We start from the raw sequence: 20,064 nt of genomic DNA, 5'->3' as shown, positions 1-20,064 counted from the left end.
TCAGCCTCCGACGGGAACGATGGTGAGCGCCGGCCCGGCCGAGACACGCGGCATGGCCGCGGGCTGGAGCACCTTGGACAGCACCTCGTCTTTCGGTCCGAAAGACTGAAGTCGGCCGTCCTTCATCGCGAGCACGAGATCGACGCCCGCCAGCGCGCTCGAACGGTGAGCGATTACGACGACGATTCCGCCGCGCGCGCGGACTCCAAGGATCGCCTGGGTCAGCGCCAGTTCGCCCTCGCGGTCGAGGTTCGAATTGGGCTCGTCGAGAACGACGAGGAACGGCGCGCCGTACAGAGCTCTGGCGAGCGCGACGCGCTGCCGTTGGCCTGCGGAGAGCGCCGCGCCGCCGGCTCCGATCTGGCATTTGTAACCATCCGGGAGCCGCAGGATCATGTCGTGGACGCCGGCCGCCTGGGCCGCCGAGATCACCGTTCCCGACTCGGGGGACGCATGGAACCGCGCGATGTTCTGCTCGATCGTGCCGGCGAACAGCTCGACATCCTGCGGCAGATAACCGATGTGGCCGCCAAGGTCCTCGGGATCCCACTGGTCGAGCGAAGCCCCGTCGAGCCGCACCTTGCCGCGGCGCGCCGGCCAGACCCCGACAAGCATGCGGGCGAGCGACGACTTTCCGGAACCGCTCGGTCCGATCACGCCGACGCCGCTGCCGGCGTCCAGGAAGAACGAGATCTCGTCCACCAGCAGCGCCGGCGTGTTCGGCGGCGCCGAGCCCGCGGCCTCGACGCTCAGTCGCTGCCGGGGTGCGGGAAGCTTCATCCGCGGGTCCTCGTCGCCGGCTTGTCCACCGAGCGCCTCCTTGAGACGCCGCCAGCCCTGCCGTGCGGCGACGAACCCCTTCCAGTTGCCGATTGCGAGATCGACGGGCGCCAGCGCCCGCGAGGTCAGAATGGAGCTCGCGATCATGATGCCGCCGGTCGCTTGGCCGTCGATCACGAGATAGGCGCCAACACCCAGGACGGCGGACTGCAGCGCCATGCGGAACACTTTTGAGACCGCGCCGAAGCCGCCGGACACGTCGGACGTGCGGCGTTGCTGCGTCATGAAACGGGTGTTCGCATCGCCCCAGATTTGCCCGAGCCTCCCGCTCATGCCGAGCGCCTGCACCACTTCGGCGTTACGGCGCCCCGCATCCGCCACCCCGCCGCGCGTCATCCCGGCGGCGAGAGCCATCCTCGACGCGCTCTGGGTCAGCTTCTCGGTAAGGAAGGTGAGGCAGACAAGCAGCAGCGCGCCGCCGAGGGTCGTCAGCCCCAACCAGGGATGGAACATGAAGCAAACGGCGAGGTAGATCGGCATCCACGGCAGATCGAACAGCGCCGTCGGGCCGCTCCCCGACAGGAACGCCCGGACTTGGTCAAGGTCGCGCTGCAGTTGCTGGCCGTCGCCGTCGCTGTGGGAGCGCAGAGCGGTGCGCAGAGTGGTCCGGAACACGCGCTGCCCGAGCTGCTCGTCGACCCGGAGGCCGACCCGCACCAGGATACGAGCGCGCACCAGATCGAAAAATCCGAGGAAGACGTAGAGCAAGAGCACGATGCCCGTCAGACCGAGCAGCGTCGGCAGACTGTGGCTCGGCAGAACGCGATCGTAGACCTCCATCATGAAGATCGCGCCGGATAGAGTGAGGATGTTGATCACCCCGCTGGCCGCCGCGACCGCGAGGAAGGCTCCTCCGCCGATCGTCAAAAGGCTCAGAGGTTTTGCGCCAGGCCTGTTCACGAGATCGCCCTGTCACGTTTGCCCATCGGATCCGAGCGGCGGCTTGCGCGATGACCTGTCGGATGCCGTTCTGGAAGTGGTTGCCGGGAAGATGGTCGGTCCTGAGCGATCCTCGAGTTCTCCCCGAGGTGGGGAGGCCGGAGCGTCCCCGGGACGTTCGGCCTCCCCCTTCGCGCTTCTTGGGGGCGTTAAGCCAGCGCGAAGTCCGTTTGATCGATCGTCGCAACATTGATCCCGACAAGGACAATGCTGTCGCCGCCGATCTCGACCAGCGTGCTCGCGCCCGACTGCGAAATGTGCACCTGGGCGGCGAAGTTCACGGCGGTGATCCCGAGTCCCGAGATGTCGAGAAGGTCTTGCGCGCCGGCGGCGCCGCTGTCGAAATCCGCCACGCGGTCGGCGCCGAACCCGCTGCTTTGGAAGACCAGCGTGTCGTCGCCGACGCCACCGAACAGGGTGTCGTTCCCCGATCCGCCGATAAGCAGATCCGCTGCGGAACCACCGGTCAGGCGGTCATTGCCGCCGTCGCCGACCAACGTGTCGGCCGCGCCGCCGCCCCTCATGTTGTTCGCCAGTTCATTGCCGGTAAGCGTAATGCCGGTTGCGCTCTGACCGTAGTTCGATCGTAGCGTCTCCACCGAAGACCCGACGCCGAGGACCCAGCTCCTGCTGGCATAGAGGATGTCGGAGCCTTCGCCGCCGGCCTCGTTCACGACGTCGCCAGCGTTGTCGACATAGTAAATGTCATCGCCGGTTCCGCCGGACGCCACATCGGCGCCCGCCTTGCCGTCCAGGCTGTCGTTCCCGCCGCCCCCGACAAAGGTGTCGACCGCGCCGCCGCCGATCAGGCTGTTCGCAACTTCGTTGCCGGTGAGCGTGATGCCGGTTGTGCTCGCGCCATAATTCGTCCGCAGCGTCTCGACCGAGGATCCGGCGCCGAGAGTCCAGCTTTGGCTGGCGTAGACCGTGTCGGCTCCCTCGCCGACGCCCTCATTCACCACGTCGCCGACGTCATTGACGAGGTAGTTGTCGTTCCCAAGACCGCCGTCCGCGACGTCCGCGCCGGCCAGACCGTCAAGCCGATCATTGCCGCCGCCGCCGACCAGAGTGTCGTTCGCGCCGCCGCCGAGCAAGCTGTTCGCCAGTTCGTTGCCGCCTAGCGTGATCCCAAGGGCGCTGGCGCCGTAGTTCGCGCGCACGGTCTCGACCGAAGATCCGGCGCCCAGAGTCCAGCTTGTGCTGGCGTAGACCGTGTCGGTTCCCTCACCGATCAACTCGTCCACGACGTCGCCGGCGTCGTCAACGAAGATGACGTCGGAGCCGAGACCGCCGTCCGCGACGTCCGCGCCGGCCAGACCATCGAGCCTGTCATCGCCGCCGCCGCCGACGAGGCCGTCGGCCGCGCCGCCGCCCCTCATGTTGTTCGCCAGTTCGTTGCCGGTCAGCGTGATCCCGATCGGGCTCGCGCCGTAGCTCGCACGCAGCGTTTCGACCGATGAGCCGGCGCCGAGCGTCCAGCTCGAGCTGGCGAAGACGATGTCGGCTCCTTCGCCTGCGACTTCCGTGACCACGTCGCCAAGATCGTCCACCCAGTAATTGTCGGCGCCGACGCCTGCGGCCAGGGTGTCCGCCCCGCCGAGTCCGTCCAGCCGGTCGTTTCCGAGGCCGGCCAGGATCACGTTGTCGTCCGCGTCGCCCGAGACGATCTCGGGGGCGACGTCGCCGACGGCGACGGTGAAGCTCTTGTCGAACGTGGCGCCGCCGTCGGTGACCCGCACGGTGATCGCGTGGGTCGCGTTCTGTTCGAAGTCGAGGAGCGTGCGATGAGCGGCGGTGATCTGGCCGCTGTCATTGATCGCAAACCGCCCGCCGGCGTCGTCGGAAAGCGAGTAGACCAGGCCCGCCGGGCCGTCGGCGTCGATCGCGAGAACCGAACCGACCACCAGCCCGTCGGCGCTGTTCTCGTTGATCGCGAGCGCCGCCGTCGCCAGCACGATGTCCGTCGTCGGATCGTTGACGTTGATGACGGCGGCGGTCGCGTCCGACGTCACCCTTTCCGTCACCCCGAGGAGATCTAGGAAGGTGGCCACCGCGCGCAGCGGGAGGCCGATCTGGTCGGCGGTGGGAGTAAACGTGGCGCCGACCGCCCCGGGGATGTCCACCCAGGTGGTCTCTCCGCCTTGTGTCACCTGGGTCTGCCAGATGAAGCTCAGCGTTCCCGGCGCGATGCCGTCGACGTCGAAGACGTCCGCGGTGGCGGTCAGGAGCTCATGCTCGGACGGCGCCGCGTTGCTGATCGTGACCGTTCCGAACGCCGCGAAGTTGTCGCCGCTGATCGTGATCGTCTGGTCGGCGAACTGCAGGCGTTCGATGCCCCAAAGAGTGTCGGTGCCTTCGACGCCCGTGTCGTCGGTCACGCGCAAGCCGCCGTTCGGGCCGACGCCGCCGAACGTGTAGTTCGACGCGACTCCGCTGAACACCGCCGTATCGACGTCGTCCGACCCGTCCGCCATGATCAGTTCGCGAACCATCTCCAGCTGACCCGGATTGATTTGTCCGCTCAGGAGCCGCGCTTGGATCTCGCTCAGGCTGTCGACCGAGAACAGCTCCTGGCTGTGGTCGGTGAAATTGCGGACGCTGACGCGAACGTTCAGCCACCGGTCGCCGTCGATGATGTCGTCGCCGGCTTGGCCCGTGATGAGATCGCTGCCGTCGCCGCCGAGCAGAATGTCTCCGCCGGCCTGCGGGTTGAACACCACGCCGTTCGGATCCACCAGGCGCGGCCCGAAGTAGGTTTGAAGTCCGGCGATGCGATCGACGCCCTGCTGCAGCAGCATGCTGTCGGTTAGCGGAGCGTCGATGATCCCGCCGCCGCCGTCGCCTGCGCCGCCTATCGGGGCATTCGTACCGGTCAGGACGTCGTCGAATTTCCAGCCGGACAGGCCCTCCACGGAGTCAAAGCGATCGCGGAGGATCAGCGCGGGCTGGGTGACGAAGATCGGGATACCAAGGTCGGAGTGCGCCGCGTTGGGGTCGCCCTTGTGGATCGCCCAGTCGAACCCCAACATGCCGTTGTTGCGCTGGATCCCCGCGCCCTGAAACATGATGTCGTCGCCGGACTCGCCGTCATAGTCGGTATCGTTGCCTTGGCCGTTCAGGATGTCGTGGCCGATGATGGGGCTGTTGAAGAACAGCTGCGAATTCTCGCCAGAAAGCGCATCGAAGCCTTCGCCGCCCTCGATCCAGTCGTCGCCCTCGTTGCCGAGCAGCGCGTCGGAGTCGCCGCCGCCAAGCACGAAGTCATTGCCCTCGCCGGCGAACACTTCGGTGACGTCGTCGCCGGCGACGATGAAGTCATTCCCGCGACCGCCGAACAGCAAATCGAAGCCGTGACCGCCGCTGATGACGTCGTTGCCGTCCTCGCCGCGGAGGAAGTCGTCTCCGAACGGGTCGATGATGATGTCGTCGCCGTCGCCGCCGAAGACCTGGTCTGACTCCATGCCGGCGTTCAGGTAGTCGTTGCCGCCGTCGCCCCAGAGCGCGTCGATGCCCTTGTCGCCGATCAACGTATCGTTGCCCTCGGTGCCGCCGAGGACCACATGCTCCGGTCCGAAGTACTTGAGATAGCCGCCGTCCGCGTGGCCGTCGCCATCGACGTCGGCGCCCGGCGCATGCCGAACCACCTTGGGGGTCAGAGCCTGCGTGATCGGATTGTCATAGGTCGGATCGGCGCCGATCTGGACAGCCTGATTGAGCTCCAGGATCAGGTCCGGCGTGTCGAACAGCGTGCCGGGCAGATGGGCCTGGCCGGGCTGGCCGAGATCGGTGTTTCGCATGACCAGTTCGGCGAACGTGTTCGGCTCGAGCTGGTTGAGCAGGTTCGTTCCCTGCAGGCGGCTGAGATAGTAGAAGCGGTCGCCGTTCTGCAAATTCTCCATCTGATTTTCGAAGACAAAGTTGAAGGTGGAGCCCAGCATGCCGCCGAACTCCATCTTCTGCTCCGCCAGGCCGCCGATCCAGAAGTCGACCAAGTTCAGGCCGGTCTCGGTCGAAGCCCACGCCCCGGTGTGCGACAGAAATTCGAGCCGGTCCGCCGGTGGAGCGAAGGTATCGCCGCCGACGACTTCCGTTGTCCCGAGCACGAGCGCGGTCGCGGCCGCCCGCTTGCCTTCGATCGTCGTCTCGGCCGCGATCGATTCATGGGTGCCATACGCGGCGATGAAATTTACGATCGAGAGCGGGTTCTTAAGATTTTGCGTAAAGTCGAACCAGCTTTCGTAAGGTTTGACCTGGGCGTCGCCTGTTTCGGCGAAGAACTGCGCTCGCGCCACGTTGAACGCCGGCACGCCGGTTTCCCGGCCGCGGGCGATGTTCAGAGCTGCGAGGTCCAGCGGCAAGCCGACGAGTTGGTTGCGCAGCGCCTCGACGACAAACTCGTCGATCTCGTTGCCCGCTTGCCGAACCATGCCGCGGACGATGGCGCCTGCCGCTTCGTCCGCGGTGACGCCGCTATCGACGAACGCCTGCGGATTGAGGAAGGCGTCGAACAGACTGATGTCTGTCGAATTCATGTCGTCGTCCATGCGAGATACTGTATCTGTCAGCATAGAGTGCCCAAATCGGTAGACGACATGGGCGAATTCAGCCGTAATCGAAGGGTCTATATCAGCCGTGTTGGTAAAAACGAACGGATCGACGTTCGGCTGCACTTTGCGAGCAAACTCTTCGAAGACGAGATGTTGGTACTCCATCTCGGTAACAAAGCGTGCGGCCTGGAACAACCGCTCGCCGTCCCACACCAGGGTGCTCGTGTCGGTCGGGATCTGGGTGATGTCGTCTTTCAGCCACTGGTTGATGAAGGTCAGATCGCCGGATTCCAGGATGGTGGCCTTGTTGGCCTCGACCAGACGGTTGTGCTCGGAATGGAAGATCGTGTGGACGGCGGTGAGGCCGATGTTCTCGTTGCCGCGCCCGTCGCCGGTGATGAAGTGCTGGTCCAGTAGTTCGTTGTCGTACTGCGTGTTCTGCCCCTGCGGATCGACCGGCACCGGGTTTCCCGCCTCGACGTCGGCGTCGGGTTGCAGCGCGCCGCCGACGATGACGGGCGCCGCGGTGTGGGCGATGTCGTTCAGGAACGCGTGGCCGGTGCGAAACGCATTGGCGGGTATGAGCGTGCCCTCGGCGGTCCCCTCGACGAAGCCGTCCGGGGTCGCGATCAGGGCGTAGCCGTTCGGCCCGGGAATGAACTTGCCGTATTCGTCCGTGGCGAGCAGAGGCACGTCGAGAACGTCGGCGTCCGTCAGTCGGATGCCAAGCATCTCCAAGGCCTGAGCTTTGGTCTCGCCCCAGTTCGCGGGGCCGCCATGCGCGCCGTTCAGAAGGTTGCCGGTGGAGACGGCGTTCGAATCCGGCACGCCGTCGCCCGTGGTGTCGACCGAGAACGCGTATTCGCGCAGGAACACCTGGTGGGAGGCGTGCGACGTGTAGGTCTGGTTCTGATCGATCCACGAGGTGGTGGTGTTGATGGTCTCGTGCGTGAGGTCGTCGGCCGTGCCGAGCACGCCGTCGGCGCCAGGCGCGACGACCTGGGTGCTGCGGGTCAGCGGCATGAAGTTAGGGCCGCCCTCCACATAGAGCGGATCGTCCGGCATCAGCGGGATGTAGACCGTGCCGTTGCCGCCCTTGGTGATCAGGTCGAGGCCGTGATCGAAGAACTGGCCGAAAAAGGTCATCCAGCCGTTGAACGACGGTGAGAGGCCAACGTCCGGCGACTGATTCTGGATGATCGAAAGCTCTTCGTTGGTCGGGATGTAGGTCGGCGACAGCGTCTCGCCGGGGTGGGCCTCCTCCCAGTTCGCGACCGCGATCGGGTTGGCGTGCCACGCCGCGACGGCGGCGGGATTGGCGTTCGACTGGTCCACGATCAGGTTGCTGATCGTGCGCGGGTCCGCATCGACGACGCTGCCCGTCGAGCCGTAGTCCGTGTTCGTCAGCGGGGGAGGGCCGGGCTGGCCCGGAGGGCCAAAGGCAATGGAGTCGCCGTCGCCGTCGTCGCCGAACACCGGGTCCAAAAGACGCGGCAGCACCGTGTCGGCGGCGCCCAACTGCTCGCCGCCTGGAAGCAGGTTGTTGTCCGATCCGTCGACCTTGCGGAGGCCATAGGGAAGCAACGAGGCGTCGGGTCCGATGATGTCCTGGAGCGTCTCGCCCGCGGTTTCGCGTTCCGAGATGATGATCTGCTGAAGAATATAGGCGAGATCTTCGGTGTTGACCGTAAAATTGCTAGGCATGTCATTGGCCCCCTCAATGTATTGCGCAGGTCGAGTTTGCGCGCGGGACGGACGCGCATCGCCCGCGCCGCCTTCGTCGCCGAACTGCTGATTGTTAATTTTTGCGCTTGGTGGCGACGGCGACGCTGCGCCTTCCTCCAAGTCCGGAACGATCTGGCCACAACTTCAGACGGAGGGCTATTGCGGCAGAGTCACTAGATTTCCGGCTGTCGACATAGATAGTTTTATTTACTATTTAGATGAGAATGAGGCGAATAAGATGAGGGATATGGTAATTTACTTACGTGAAACTACTTGTATCGATTATTTGCGCCCATCTGCATCAGGGCGGACGCCGCCGACACGCGGTTATGGACGCCGAGCGCGCGAAACAGCGCGTTGACGTGAACTTTCACGGTGCCATCGGCGAGATCTAGAATACGCGCGATTTCCTTGTTGGACTTGCCCTGCGCGATACAGGCCAGCACGTCGCGTTGCCGGCGGGTCAGCTTCAGGCCGTCAGCCGGCGTGATCAGGGACAACTCGCTCTGCGTCGCGGAAATCTCGACGCGCGGCGGATCGGAAATACACGGCGGAACGAAGATCTGGCCGTCCAGAACAAGGCGAAGAGCGTTGACGATGCCCTCGATCGTCAGGGTCTTGGGCACATAACCGTGAGCGCCAATCTTCAGCGCCATCAGGATGTCCTCTTGCCGCGTCGACCCCGCGATGATCGCAAAGCGAAGCTCCGGGAACGCATCCCGGACAGCCTGCAGGCTGACGACGCTTTCGACGCCTGCCATGTTCAGGTCGAACGACGCGAACGTGATGTCTTTTTCAATCCCCAGGTGCTCGATAGCTTTGTCAAGATTTCCCGCTTCGATAACGTGCGAAAATCCTAGACGGGACCGCAGCATCGCAGCCAGTCCGGCCCTGAAAATTTCGTGTCCGTCCGCGATAAGCGCAACTTTATGACCCGTCATTTTAGTGTCCTACTTGGGTGCGTCGACGCTTCTTTTCGCTAATCCATTATCGAGATTGTGGATGGATGTCTTACAATGACCGAATATTAGCAAAGGACCTCAAGCCCTGGCGCGAGGCTTCACGCAGAGCCGCGTCGAGGTCCGCCCTTACCGTGTGAAAGCACTTGGCTGTGGTCTTTGGATCCGTGCAGGCCAATTCGATCTCCCGGCTTTGATCCGCCAGGTCCGCGAGACCGAACAGGCTGGCGGTCGAGATCAGGACGCGAGCCCTGCGCCAGTCTATCGAACTCTTCGGCATGGTTTGTCGTGTCGATCGCCAGAGCTTTGAGTTCTATGTTGAAACGCTTAATCGCTTCGCTCGCGCGTTCGGCGCCCAGAAGCGTCGCGACCTGCCGCATCCCCTCGGCCGCGTGCGACGCCTGGCTGGGGACTGGAAGCGGCTCGTGCCCCTCCGGCGGGGAAAGGGCGAATCTTAGGACAATCGCCCGGCTTGCTCCCGCCGCGGCCCGATAATTGAGCGCGTCGCCCGCCAGAAACGGCGAGATGGCGAGCGCATAAGCCCGTGTGACGCCGCTGTTCGCACGGTCGAACACGGCTTCAAGCTGCTTGCGTTCCGATTGCGTAGAATAGGTGGACGCGATAACGGCGACATCGATCAAGGAAACAACTAGCGCCGTGGCAAATACCACCGAGCGCAAGAAAGGGCTCATACTTCGATATGACGCCACAGAGCGGATCATAGCACATTTTATCCATGTATTTGGACCAAAATATAGCGCTTTTCCTACGATTAGGAATACGTAATTCTATCTACTTAATAATGGGTACGTCAGCGGATGGCTGATTACGTCAGCATCCGGCAGTATGAATAAAGAAGTATCGTGGCCCAGATATGATAATTCGAGCGGCCTGTCTTCTATGACTGGGTCGTCCCAAAGCTGGAATTTTTGATTCTTGGAGATAGCGCGACCGCGAAGACCTGTAAGCCTGAAGGGGTAGGTCACGATGATGTAGGATATCAACGGGGAGAGGGCCCGGTAGATCCGGGCCGCAGTCTGGAGTTAGGGTCGCGCCCATCATTCTGATAAGCGCTCTTATTTTTGAGATACTTCTGAATGAAGCTCAGTAAACCACTTGCGCCTCAGACCCGCATGGCCTGGATCAGCGCCCTGAGGCCCGCCGACATGTACTTGCGCGTCGGGTAGTAGAGGTGAAGCCAGTCCTCGGGTTGGCGCCAGCCGTCCAGGCAGGGGACCAGCGTTCCGTCGCGGATCGCGCGGGCGGCCCGGTCTTCCCAGACATACGCCAGCCCAAGCCCGCCGATCGCGGCTTCGACCAGCACCTCATGGTCGTCGGAGGACAGCGGCCCGGAGGGCTGAAACTCGATCTGCTTGCCGTCCTTCTCGAACGACCAGGCGTAGCGGCGGCCGCTGGGGTAGAGGTTCTGCAGACACGAATGGCGCTCGAGGTCCGCCGGCGTCCGCGGCGTGCCTCGCTCCGCGAGATAGACCGGCGCGCCCACCACAACGAGCCGCAGGCGCGGCCTGATCTTCACAGCCGTCATGCCGTCGCTGAGGCTCTCGCCGAGCCGGACGCCCGCGTCGAACCCCTCGTCCACGATGTCGACCAGCCGGTCCGTCGCGACGATCTCGAGTTCGAGGTTCGGGTTAGCGGCGAGCAGCGGTCCTATGACAGGGCCGATCACGAAAGGCGCGATCGAGTTCGGGATGTTGATGCGGACCTTGCCGAAGGGGCTGTCGCGGAACTGATTCACGCCGTCGACCGCCGCGCCGATGTCGTCGAACGCGGGCGAGAGCCGGGACAGGAGCATCGCTCCGGCGTCCGTCAGCGAGACGCTCCGGGTCGTGCGGTTCAGCAGGCGGATGCCCATTCGGGCCTCGAGATTGCTGACCGCATGACTGACGGCCGAAGCGGTCACCCCTCTCTCCTCACCGGCGCGGCGAAAACTGCGATGGCGGGCGACAGCGTCGAAGGCGGCGAGCTCCGAGAGGTCCGTGGTCCGCATTGCTGATCTCCACTCAGCAGTGTCTCGTTTTTTTGAAATCTAATCAGGGCAATCGCGATGGGCAAATCTCGGTCATTCGCCGAACCGCACTGACGCGGGCTCGGCGCAACCTTGGAGACGACCGATGCCTGACTTCACCCCTCCCGCGAAGAACGCCGCCTCGATCTTCGCCGACATGCGCGGCCATCACGTCGCGGTCCGCACGCCGAACCTCGCCGAGGCGAAGGCATTTTACGTCGACAAGCTCGACTTCCGCGTCATCGCCGAATGGTCTTACGCAGACGAGCAACTCGCCTATCTGGCTCCTGCGGCTGACGATCACTTCTACGTCGAGGTGCTGGGCGGCGGCGATCCCGAGCCTCGTGAGGCGCGCCCCTACACGGATCTCGGTGACAGCCTGAAGTACCGCGGTTATCACCACTTCTGCTTCAACGTCGGCAGCGTCAACGAGACGGTCGAGAAGCTGCGCGGCCGCGGCGTGACGATCGTCACCGAGCCCTTCGTGCTGCCGGCGATCAGCCGAAAGCTCGCCTTCTTCGCCGACCCCTTCGGCAACCTGGTCGAACTCGCCGAGGTGCTGCCGTGAGCGCGATCTTCATCATCGGAGCCGGCCCCGGAATCGGCGAGGCCGCGGCCGAGCGGTTCGGGCGCGAGGGCTGGAAGGCCGTTGTTTCAAGCCGCAGCCCGAAGAACCTGGATCCGATGGTCGCTCGGCTGACGGGCAAGGGCATAGAGGCGCACGGTGTTGTACTCGACGCCACCAGCGCCGCCAGCCTGCGTGTCGCGATGCGCACGGCCGACCGGATTTCCGGCGGCCTCACTGCGGTGCTCTACAACGCCGCCTTCGTCCGTCAGCAGGACCTGTTCAGCATGACGGACGCCGAGGTCGAGAGCGACGTGGCGGTCAACATCACGGGCGGCTTCCACGCGATCAGGGCCGCGGCGGAGACCTTCGGCGACCGGGGCGGTTCGATCCTCGTCACCGGCGGCGGGCTCACGGTGGAGCCGCACGCCTCCTACGCCAGCCTCGGGGCGGGCAAGGCGGCGTTGCGCAACCTCGTCCAGGGACTTGTACCGGAGCTTGCCGCGCGGGGGACCAGGATCGGCGCCGTGACGGTCTCGACGCTGGTCGACCCGCATTCGACCGAAGCCCGCGGCGTCGCCGACGCGCTGTGGAGGCTCGCGGCCGACGCCGACGCAGGCTGGGAGATCGCGTACCCCGCCGCTTGAAGGACGGCGCCCGCCGCCGCTTGGCGGCAGGCGCGCCCCCGCGAGAGAAGCGTGGCTCAGCCCGCCGGACAGGCTGCGCCCGTCTCGATCCAGGCTCCGATCAGCTCTCCGAAGCCGTGCTGCGTGCCCGGGGCCGGCGCTCGCCCTTCGCCCGGCCTCCACGCCCAGCCGACCAACCCGTCATGCATCATGTGCTCGTGGATCATCGCGAGCGTCCGGCCGCCGTTGAGCGCCGGATCCTTAAGCTGGCGGCAGATCTCCGTGACCGACTTGCCCTGCCAGGCCATCGAGGCCGGAGCCAGATGCCAGAGCGGATGGCCGGGCACTGTCGCGGGAGAGGCACCTTGCGTGTCGAAGTTCTCCGACTGGTGGCAGGCCTTGCAGTGCAGACCAGCGACGCCGTGGCCGGCGGTTCCGCCGAGAACCAGCGGCCGGTGCGCATGCATGTCCGCTCCTTGAGTCGGCGTGCGCCTCGCCGGGTGGCAGTTGAGACAGCGCGGGCTCTGGATGACGCGCGCGGCCTCGGTGAACAGAGCGGCGGAGCGTTCGGCCCGGTCTTGAATCGAGGCGAAGTCTCCGGGCTCTTTCAGAGATCGTACGCTCCCGATTGCCGACGGCGTTGGGGAGACGGTCGGGGCGTCCGTGGACGACGACGCTCGCCCGGCCAAGCCGATGAGCGCCGTCGCCAGCGACAAAGCGGCGACTGCGGTGGCGAGACGATAATGATGAAACGCCATCTCACGCCTCCTTGAGCCGCTCGGCGTCGAGCGGAAGCGCTGCGACCTGCCGGCCGAGCACCGCGCTGACCGCGTTCGCGACGGCTGCGATCGCCGCCGCCGTCCCCGGCTCGCCGACGCCGCCGGGATCTTCCCCGCTCTCGATGATGTAGACCTCGACCGGCGGCGCCTCGTTCATTCGGAGCACGCGGTTGGTGTCGAAGTTGCCCTGCTCGACGCGGCCCTTCGCGACCGTGACGTTGTCAAACAGCGCGCTCGACACGCCGAAGATCGCGCCGCCCTCGATCTGCGCCTTCACGATGTCCGGGTTGATCGCAAAGCCTGTGTCGACCGTGGCGACGATCCGTTTCACCGTGACCTCGTTGGCCTCATCGACATGCGCCTCGGCCACCATCGCGACGTAGCTCGCAAAGTCGGCGCAAAGCGCGACGCCCCGCGCGGTGCGAGGCGGCAGCGGCGTCCCCCAGCCCGATTTCTCCGCCACGAGATCGAGCGCCGCCAGCATGCGTGGCTGGCTCCTGAGGAGCGGACGCCGATAGGCGATCGGATCCTGCCCGGCCCGCCGCGCGAGCGCGTCGATCACGCTTTCGACGATGAAGACGTTGCGCGTCGCGCCGACCCCGCGCCAGTTCCCGGTGTTGAGGCCGGCCGGCGCCTCGTTGCGTACGAACTCGATGAGAAGGTTCGGAAAGTCGTACGGTCCGTTCGCGCCGCCAACGATGTCGAGGTCGACGCCGTCCTTCTGAAACACGGGAAGGAAGCGCGCCATGATGTTCGGCCCGACGATGCGGTGCCGCCAACTCGTCGGCGCGCCGGCGGCGTCGAGCGCGACCGTGACCCGACTGTGATTGTGGAAGCGATAGTAGTCCTGTCGCGTGTCCTCCTCGCGGCTCCAGACCACCTTGACGGGACCGTCGACCTGCTTCGCGATGCGCACCGCCTGCGCCACATAGTCGACCTCAAGCCTTCGCCCAAAGCCCCCGCCGAGCAGGTGGTTATGGACAGCGACTCTGTCGGCCGGCAGACCGGATACTTCCGCCGCGATCGCCTTTGCGCGGGTGAGCGACTGGCAGCCCACCCAGACCTCGCAGCGATCCGCGGTCACATGCGCCGTGCAGTTGAGCGGCTCCATCGCCGCATGAGCCATCATGGGTAGCCGGAACGTCATCTCGTGGATCGCGGCCGCGCCCGTTTCGGCGGCGACGACGTCGCCGGCCTTGGCCGCGATGAGTCCGGTCTTCTCAAGCGCGGCGTCGGCGCCGGCCACCATGTCGGCGGTGGCGAGCGCTGCGATCGCGCCATCGTCCCAGGCGATCTGAAGCGCCGCGAGACCCTTCTTCGCGGCCCACGTGGTGTCCGCCACCACGACAACCGCATTTCCGATCGAGACAACCTGGCGGACGCCCGAAACCTGGAGCGCCTTCGCGTCACCGACGTTCTTCAGCGCGCCACCGAGAACCGGACTGGCCTGAACCATCGCGTAGCGCAGCCCGGGCGGGTGGGCGTCGATGCCGAAGAGCGCTGAGCCGTCGGTCTTGGCCGCGGTGTCGACGCGCCGGGTCGGCTTGCCGAGCACGCGATAGGCGGCGCGCGCCTTGGGCTCCGGCTTTTCCGGCACGGGAAGGCGGGCGGCGTCAGCCGTCAGCTCGCCGTAGCCGAGCCTGCGTCCAGTCGGGCGATGCGTGATCGCGCCCCCGCGCGTCTCGCACTCGTCCGGCGTGACTGACCTATTGAAGAAAACTACTCAATGCTCGCTCGACCCAATCTTGGTCATCTCTCGATCTTCGCTGCGGTCGCGCGCCTGGGGAGCTTCCGGCTTGCCGCCGTTGAGCACGCGGTATCGGTCTCCGCGGTCAGTCATGCGATCCGTGCGCTTGAGGAGCGGCTTGGCGTCACCCTGCTGAACCGCACCACCCGCAGCGTCTCGCTGACGGACGCGGGCGCCCGCCTGCTGGAGCGGGTCCAGCCGGCTCTCGCGTTGCTTGGTGGGGCCGTCGAGGAGATGAACGATTTCCACGCGAGCCCGACCGGCATGCTACGGATCAACACGTCGCGGGCGGCAGCTCATCTTGTTCTCGCGCCGCTTGTTACGCGCTTCCTCGACCAGCATTCGGGGGTTCATGTCGAGATCGTCGACGAAGACAGTCTTGGGGACGTCGTGGCCGCCGGCTTCGACGCGGGCGTCCGCTTCATGTCGAGCATCCCGCAGGACATGGTCGGCGTGCGCATCAGTTCTCCTAAACGCTGGGCCGCAGTCGCCGCCCCCGGCTATTTCGCCAGCCGGAGTCGGCCCGAGACGCCGCTAGATCTTCTCCCCCATGACTGCGTCCGGTTTCGGTTCCCTAACGGAAGGCTGTTCCACTGGGAGTTCGAGAAAGCCGGCGAGCGGTTCGACATCGATGTGAAGGGCCGTCTGACGCTCGGCGACCAGAGTCTGATGATCAAGGCCGCGTTGGACGGGGCCGGGATCGCCTTCATCTTCGATGAGTTCGTCGAAGAGCATCTGGCGACGGGGCGACTTGAACGCGTGCTCGCAGACTGGTGTCACGCGTTCCCTGGCTTCATGCTCTACTACCCGCGTCAGAGGGCGACGTCTTCCGCGCTTCGGGCCTTCGTGGACATGGCTGCATGGCGCGATCGCGGTTCGTCAGCCGACTGAGCGCAATTCCCAAATCGCGCCAGGAGCGGACATCAGACGGCTTCCCCTAAGCGGAAATTGGATCAGGCGGCCGATCCGGCTTGGGCAGGATCGGCCGCCTCGCCGCGAGCGTTGTAGGCGACGCGCACCGGTCAAGCCGAACTCGCCGACGCCCTTTGACTGCACGCACGAGATGGTCGGGTCCAACGGGTCGACGAGCAAGGCGTCGAGATGCGGAAAGTCGACATGGATCGGAAGCTGGTAACCGGCGATGTCGCCGACCTCTTAGATCAACGTCCAGGCCGCTCCACTCGCCTCGATGCGGCCTACAGGTGTAGCGCGGGCTGCGGTTAGTCGGGCAGCGGGTTTGTCGTCGCGAACGAGTAGCGCGCGATCTTCCACACGTCGTCATCGCCCTTTTGGAAGATGAACAGTTCATGGTTTGCGTCGGGGACGCGCTGTTTGATCGCATTCACGGTCACGTGCCCGTTCGAGCTCGTCCGGACGAACGCCCAGTTCGGAGCGACCTGTACGACCTCCTCGACCGTCAACTCGGTGTCGAAGGTGATCGTCTGGAAGATGCCGCCGTAGGCGGCCCGGATTGCGTCGGCGCCAACCAACGAAGGGCTGTTCGGGGCCATGAAGACGCCGTCGGGCGCGAATACGGTCAGCACCTTGTCCGCGTCCGAGGCGTTCAGCGCCGTCTCGTAGGTTTGCAATACGCCTTGGATGTCAGTCTGGACGGTAGCTTCACCGGCGGATTTCACGAGCTTTTTCATACTTTCATAGGTCCTCTGCTTAGTTTAATTTAATAAATCGCCACGGATGCAACAATTGTTGTACTGATCAATTCAGTCTCATCCGACTGCCTCGTTGATCGATGACGGCCGACGGCCAACGCAGTTCGACTTTTGCTTGCGCGGAAGGAAGACGATGCCCGCCGCGGAGCACCACCTCAAAATACTGCCATTCCCCGTTCCAGCGCGGTAGCATCGGTTTGGGGTGCGCTGTGTTGCGCATTGGGGAACGCGTGATGGATATTGAAGACCTGCGGACATTCGTCGAAGTCGCCGACGCGCGCGGAGTTACCCCTGCCGCTAGGCGGCTTGGAATATCCAAGTCGATTGTCAGCCGTCGGCTGGTCCGGCTAGAGGCGGAGCTCGGCGTGCAGCTTCTGTCCCGAACGACGCGCGGAGCCGCGCTTACGGAAGCGGGCGTCACGTTCAGGGACCATGCCGCCAAGGTCGCCGCCGAGATTGACCTCGCGAAAGACGCGGTCATGCCCGCCGGCGAGCTGCGCGGCCGGCTGCGCATAACCGCTCCGCTCTCGTTCGGCCCGACCCACTTTGCGCCGGTGCTTGCAGACCTCGCGACGCGGCATCCGCAGCTCCATGTCCACGCAAGCTATACGGACCGAATTGTCGACCTCATTGCGGAGGGGTTCGACTGCGCGATCCGCGTCGGTAATCTGCCTGACTCAAACCTCCTCGCGAGAAGGGTCGGCCCGATCTACGCAAAGTATGTGGCGGCCCCGAGCTATCTGGAGAAGCATGGGTCACCCGAAACGCCTGAGCAGCTCGTGACCCATCAAGCGGTGATGCAGGGTACGGAAACGTGGCCCGCCATGGACGGCGACAAGGTCATCTCGATGCGGCCGAACGGGCGGTTCAAGGCTGACAACGGCGTCGCCCTCGTGGCCGCCGCATTGGCGGGGATCGGCGTCGCCGTGCTCCCCGTTGCTCTCATCCAAGAGCATCTGGATACAGGCGCGCTGGTTCCAGTGATGCGGCGCTATCCCGTTCCAGAGCTCGGCGTCTTTGTTGTGCGGCCTCCAGGGCAGCACCCGCAACGCAAGATCCGGGTGCTCACCGAGATGCTAATCGAATGTTTTGGGGTTCATGAGGCTGTGGCCTGATGAAGACACGCCAAATAAAGCCACACTGCCGATGCTGCGGCGCCTCGCGTCGAAACATGGCGCTATGACGCCGCGCGGGAATAGCGGTCGTTATTGTCATCGCGAGGCAGTTTGCACGGGGCGAGCATCAATCCGGCGTACCCCGAACGCGTCATCGAGGGCGTAGACGCCGGGGGCGACCTGAGGGACGCTGGGCGCAGGCGCCGAGCCCGATCGCGAGGAGCGCGACCAGGCCAAGGCATAGATGCCTTGGGAAGCTTGGACCGTCATCATAGGGCGCCGTTTCCCGCTGGCCGATGATCTGAGATGCAGGCCGAAGGCTCAGGACATGGCCGGCGCGGGCGGTTCCGGCTCGTTCGGCAACGGGATGAACTCCTCGTCGTCGGCGTCCGGCAGCTTCATCCGTCCGGCCTTCCAGTCCGCCGCCGCCTGCGCGAGCCGATCCTTCGACGAGGACACGAAGTTCCAGTAGAGGAACCGCTCGCCGACTGGCTCGCCGCCGAGCACCATCACCGCCGAACGCTCCAGGGCCCGAACGCGCGAAGCCGCCGGGCCGAGCACCAGCATCTTCCCGGCCTCGTAGCAGGCGCCGTCGAACTCCACCCCGCCGGTCGCGATATAGAGCGCGCGCTCCTTGTGACCGAACGGGATCTCGGCGGTCGCGCCCGGCTCCATGTCGAGATGGGCGTAGAACAGCGGCGAATGCGTCTTGGCGCCGGCGGTCAGTCCATAGGCGCTTCCGGCGATGAGCTGCCCATGGACGCCGGCGTCGCTCCACTGCGGCAGGTCGTTTCCCGCGTGATGCGAAAACGACGGCGCGATCTCTTCCAAGCCCGTCGGCAGCGCCACCCACGCCTGGACGCCGTGCAGGCGGTCGCCAACGGCGCGCGCGCGTTCGAGCCGCTCGCTGTGGGTGATGCCGCGTCCGGCGGTCATCCAGTTGACCTCCTGCGGCCGGATCGCCTGCTCGTAGCCGAGGCTGTCGCGATGCATGATCTCGCCCGAAAACAGGTAGGTGACGGTCGACAGGCCGATATGCGGGTGCGGGCGTACGTCGACGCTGCGGTCGACGCCCGCCGCGAGATCGAGCGGCCCCAGGTGGTCGAAGAAGATGAACGGGCCGACCATGCGCCGCTTCGCAAAGGGCAGCACGCGGCCGACCTCGACGCCGCCGCCAAGACTGCGGCGCCGCTGTTCGATGACCAGTTCGATCATGCCGTCTCCTTGCTTGCTTCCGGCTTTTGGGCCGCCCGGACGATCGGCGCGACTTCGGCGCCCAAAAGGTCGATCGAGCGCTTCATCGCCGCCGTTTCGAGCGAGGCCGTGCTCATCTGGAAGGTGATCCGCGACAGACCGCCGAGCGTCTCGCTGGCCTGGAGCATCTTGGCTGCAACCGTTTCGGGAGCGCCGACCAGGAAGGCGCCCTCGGGGCTCGCCAGGGCGTCGAACTGCTGGCGGGTCGGCGGCGGCCAGCCGCGCTCCCGGCCGATCGTGGCCGTCAGATGCGCCCATCCGGGAAAGAAGGCTTCCCTTGCCGCCAAGTCGGTCTCGCCGACGAAGCCCATGGCGTGGACCCCCACCTTGAGCGTCTCGGGACTGTGCCCGGCCTGCAGGCCAGTCTCGCGATAGAGATCGACGAGCAGGCGGAAGCGTTCGAAGCCGCCCCCGATGATCGCGACCATCAGCGGAAGCCCGAGTTCGCCGGCGCGAGCGAAGGACTGTGGGGTGCCGCCGACGCCGACCCAGATCGGCAGCTGCTTCTGATGCGGGCGCGGGTAGACGCCCTGGCCAGTCAGAGACGGACGAAAGCGGCCTTCCCAGACGGGACTGGTCATTCGCCCAAGCTGCAGGAGCAGGTCGAGCTTCTCCACGAAGAGCGCGTCATAGGCGCGAGGGTCGAGGCCGAACAGCGGATACGCCTCGCCGAACGATCCTCGACCGACCACGAGTTCTGCACGACCCTTGGAGATCAGATCAAGCGTCGAGAACTGCTGGAAGACCCGGACGGGGTCGGCGGCGCTCAGCACCGTCACTGCGCTCGTCAACCGGATACGGCTGGTGCGGGCCGCCGCCGCGGCCAGGATGATCGCAGGCGCGGAATCCAGAAACTCGGAGCGGTGATGCTCGCCGACGCCGAACACGTCGAGCCCAACCCGGTCGGCGACCTCGATCTCATCGAGAAGATCGGCCATCCGGTCGGTCGCCGAGGGAAGCCGACCGGTAACCGGATCGGGAAGGATCGCGGCGAAGCTGTCGATGCCGATGTCCATGCGTTGTCCTTGAACTGCGAATTTGGCCGGCCGCGAACCCGTCGGTCAGACGTGGAAGTTCGCCACGGCGCCGGTCATCTGGATGGCCTGCGACGGACCCGTACCCCGACCGAAAAGTCCGCGCGCGAAGACGCCGAATGACGCCGATAGGTTCAGCCTCCGACAGCTCGGTCGAGCCGTTGTTCGCGATATGCGTCTTGTAGCTGATGCGCGGTAGCGCCATTCCACGACAAGCCGTGTCGCGTAACGAGGAACG

At 65.3% G+C, this 20,064-nt stretch carries 14 protein-coding genes; 4 read left to right on the top strand and 10 right to left on the bottom strand.

Annotated features, from left to right (window positions below):
- The 5 genes from JOD31_RS13115 to JOD31_RS13095 form a co-directional block, all read right to left on the bottom strand.
- Positions 1–1,707, bottom strand: coding sequence for a type I secretion system permease/ATPase (locus tag JOD31_RS13115; RefSeq protein ID WP_246482495.1), 1,707 nt, complete (start codon positions 1,705–1,707; stop codon positions 1–3).
- 221 nt (positions 1,708–1,928) lie between these two features.
- Positions 1,929–8,030 (bottom strand): peroxidase family protein, encoded by a 6,102-nt coding sequence (locus JOD31_RS13110; protein WP_428980913.1) that lies wholly within the window; start codon positions 8,028–8,030, stop codon positions 1,929–1,931.
- Between the two features lie 290 nt (positions 8,031–8,320).
- Entirely contained in the window at positions 8,321–8,992 is a 672-nt protein-coding gene (locus tag JOD31_RS13105) for a LuxR C-terminal-related transcriptional regulator (RefSeq protein WP_204950787.1), read from the bottom strand.
- A 119-nt stretch (positions 8,993–9,111) separates the two neighbouring features.
- Complete coding sequence (locus tag JOD31_RS13100; protein WP_204950786.1) at positions 9,112–9,702, bottom strand: hypothetical protein; 591 nt, start codon at positions 9,700–9,702, stop codon at positions 9,112–9,114.
- 431 nt (positions 9,703–10,133) lie between these two features.
- Positions 10,134–11,018, bottom strand: a complete 885-nt coding sequence (locus JOD31_RS13095; RefSeq protein ID WP_204950785.1) for a LysR family transcriptional regulator — start codon at positions 11,016–11,018, stop codon at positions 10,134–10,136.
- Positions 11,019–11,142: 124 nt separating this feature from the next.
- Between JOD31_RS13095 and JOD31_RS13090 the strand changes: the two genes are divergently transcribed.
- Both JOD31_RS13090 and JOD31_RS13085 read left to right on the top strand, forming a co-directional pair.
- Positions 11,143–11,604: a VOC family protein gene (locus JOD31_RS13090; protein ID WP_204950784.1), complete on the top strand. Its 462-nt coding sequence runs from the start codon at positions 11,143–11,145 to the stop codon at positions 11,602–11,604.
- Positions 11,601–12,248: an SDR family NAD(P)-dependent oxidoreductase gene (locus tag JOD31_RS13085; RefSeq protein WP_204950783.1), complete on the top strand. Its 648-nt coding sequence runs from the start codon at positions 11,601–11,603 to the stop codon at positions 12,246–12,248. The genes JOD31_RS13090 and JOD31_RS13085 overlap by 4 nt, the downstream gene beginning before the upstream one ends.
- A 56-nt stretch (positions 12,249–12,304) precedes the next feature.
- Here JOD31_RS13085 and JOD31_RS19770 read toward each other — a convergent pair whose 3' ends face one another.
- Both JOD31_RS19770 and JOD31_RS13075 read right to left on the bottom strand, forming a co-directional pair.
- On the bottom strand, positions 12,305–12,694 hold the full coding sequence (locus JOD31_RS19770) for a hypothetical protein (RefSeq protein ID WP_309299052.1): 390 nt from the start codon (positions 12,692–12,694) through the stop codon (positions 12,305–12,307).
- A gap of 292 nt (positions 12,695–12,986) precedes the next feature.
- Positions 12,987–14,603, bottom strand: coding sequence for a xanthine dehydrogenase family protein molybdopterin-binding subunit (locus JOD31_RS13075; RefSeq protein ID WP_204950781.1), 1,617 nt, complete (start codon positions 14,601–14,603; stop codon positions 12,987–12,989).
- A 129-nt stretch (positions 14,604–14,732) separates the two neighbouring features.
- Between JOD31_RS13075 and JOD31_RS13070 the strand changes: the two genes are divergently transcribed.
- Entirely contained in the window at positions 14,733–15,644 is a 912-nt protein-coding gene (locus JOD31_RS13070; protein ID WP_204950780.1) for a LysR family transcriptional regulator, read from the top strand.
- 329 nt (positions 15,645–15,973) lie between these two features.
- Here JOD31_RS13070 and JOD31_RS13065 read toward each other — a convergent pair whose 3' ends face one another.
- On the bottom strand, positions 15,974–16,402 hold the full coding sequence (locus JOD31_RS13065) for a YybH family protein (RefSeq protein ID WP_204950779.1): 429 nt from the start codon (positions 16,400–16,402) through the stop codon (positions 15,974–15,976).
- Positions 16,403–16,656: 254 nt separating this feature from the next.
- On the opposite strand from JOD31_RS13065, the gene JOD31_RS13060 reads away from it, so the two are divergent.
- Positions 16,657–17,538, top strand: coding sequence for a LysR family transcriptional regulator (locus JOD31_RS13060; protein WP_204950778.1), 882 nt, complete (start codon positions 16,657–16,659; stop codon positions 17,536–17,538).
- 321 nt (positions 17,539–17,859) lie between these two features.
- On the opposite strand, the gene JOD31_RS13055 is transcribed toward JOD31_RS13060, so the two are convergent.
- Complete coding sequence (locus tag JOD31_RS13055; protein ID WP_204950777.1) at positions 17,860–18,753, bottom strand: pirin family protein; 894 nt, start codon at positions 18,751–18,753, stop codon at positions 17,860–17,862.
- Positions 18,750–19,808 (bottom strand): Atu2307/SP_0267 family LLM class monooxygenase, encoded by a 1,059-nt coding sequence (locus JOD31_RS13050; protein WP_204950776.1) that lies wholly within the window; start codon positions 19,806–19,808, stop codon positions 18,750–18,752. The genes JOD31_RS13055 and JOD31_RS13050 overlap by 4 nt, the downstream gene beginning before the upstream one ends.
- Positions 19,809–20,064 lie beyond the last annotated feature (256 nt).

The organism is Methylopila capsulata, from assembly GCF_016907975.1.
GTDB lineage: Bacteria > Pseudomonadota > Alphaproteobacteria > Rhizobiales > Methylopilaceae > Methylopila > Methylopila capsulata.
The sequence above is the reverse complement of the archived record's forward strand: the minus strand, read 5'-3'. Positions and strand labels throughout refer to the sequence as shown.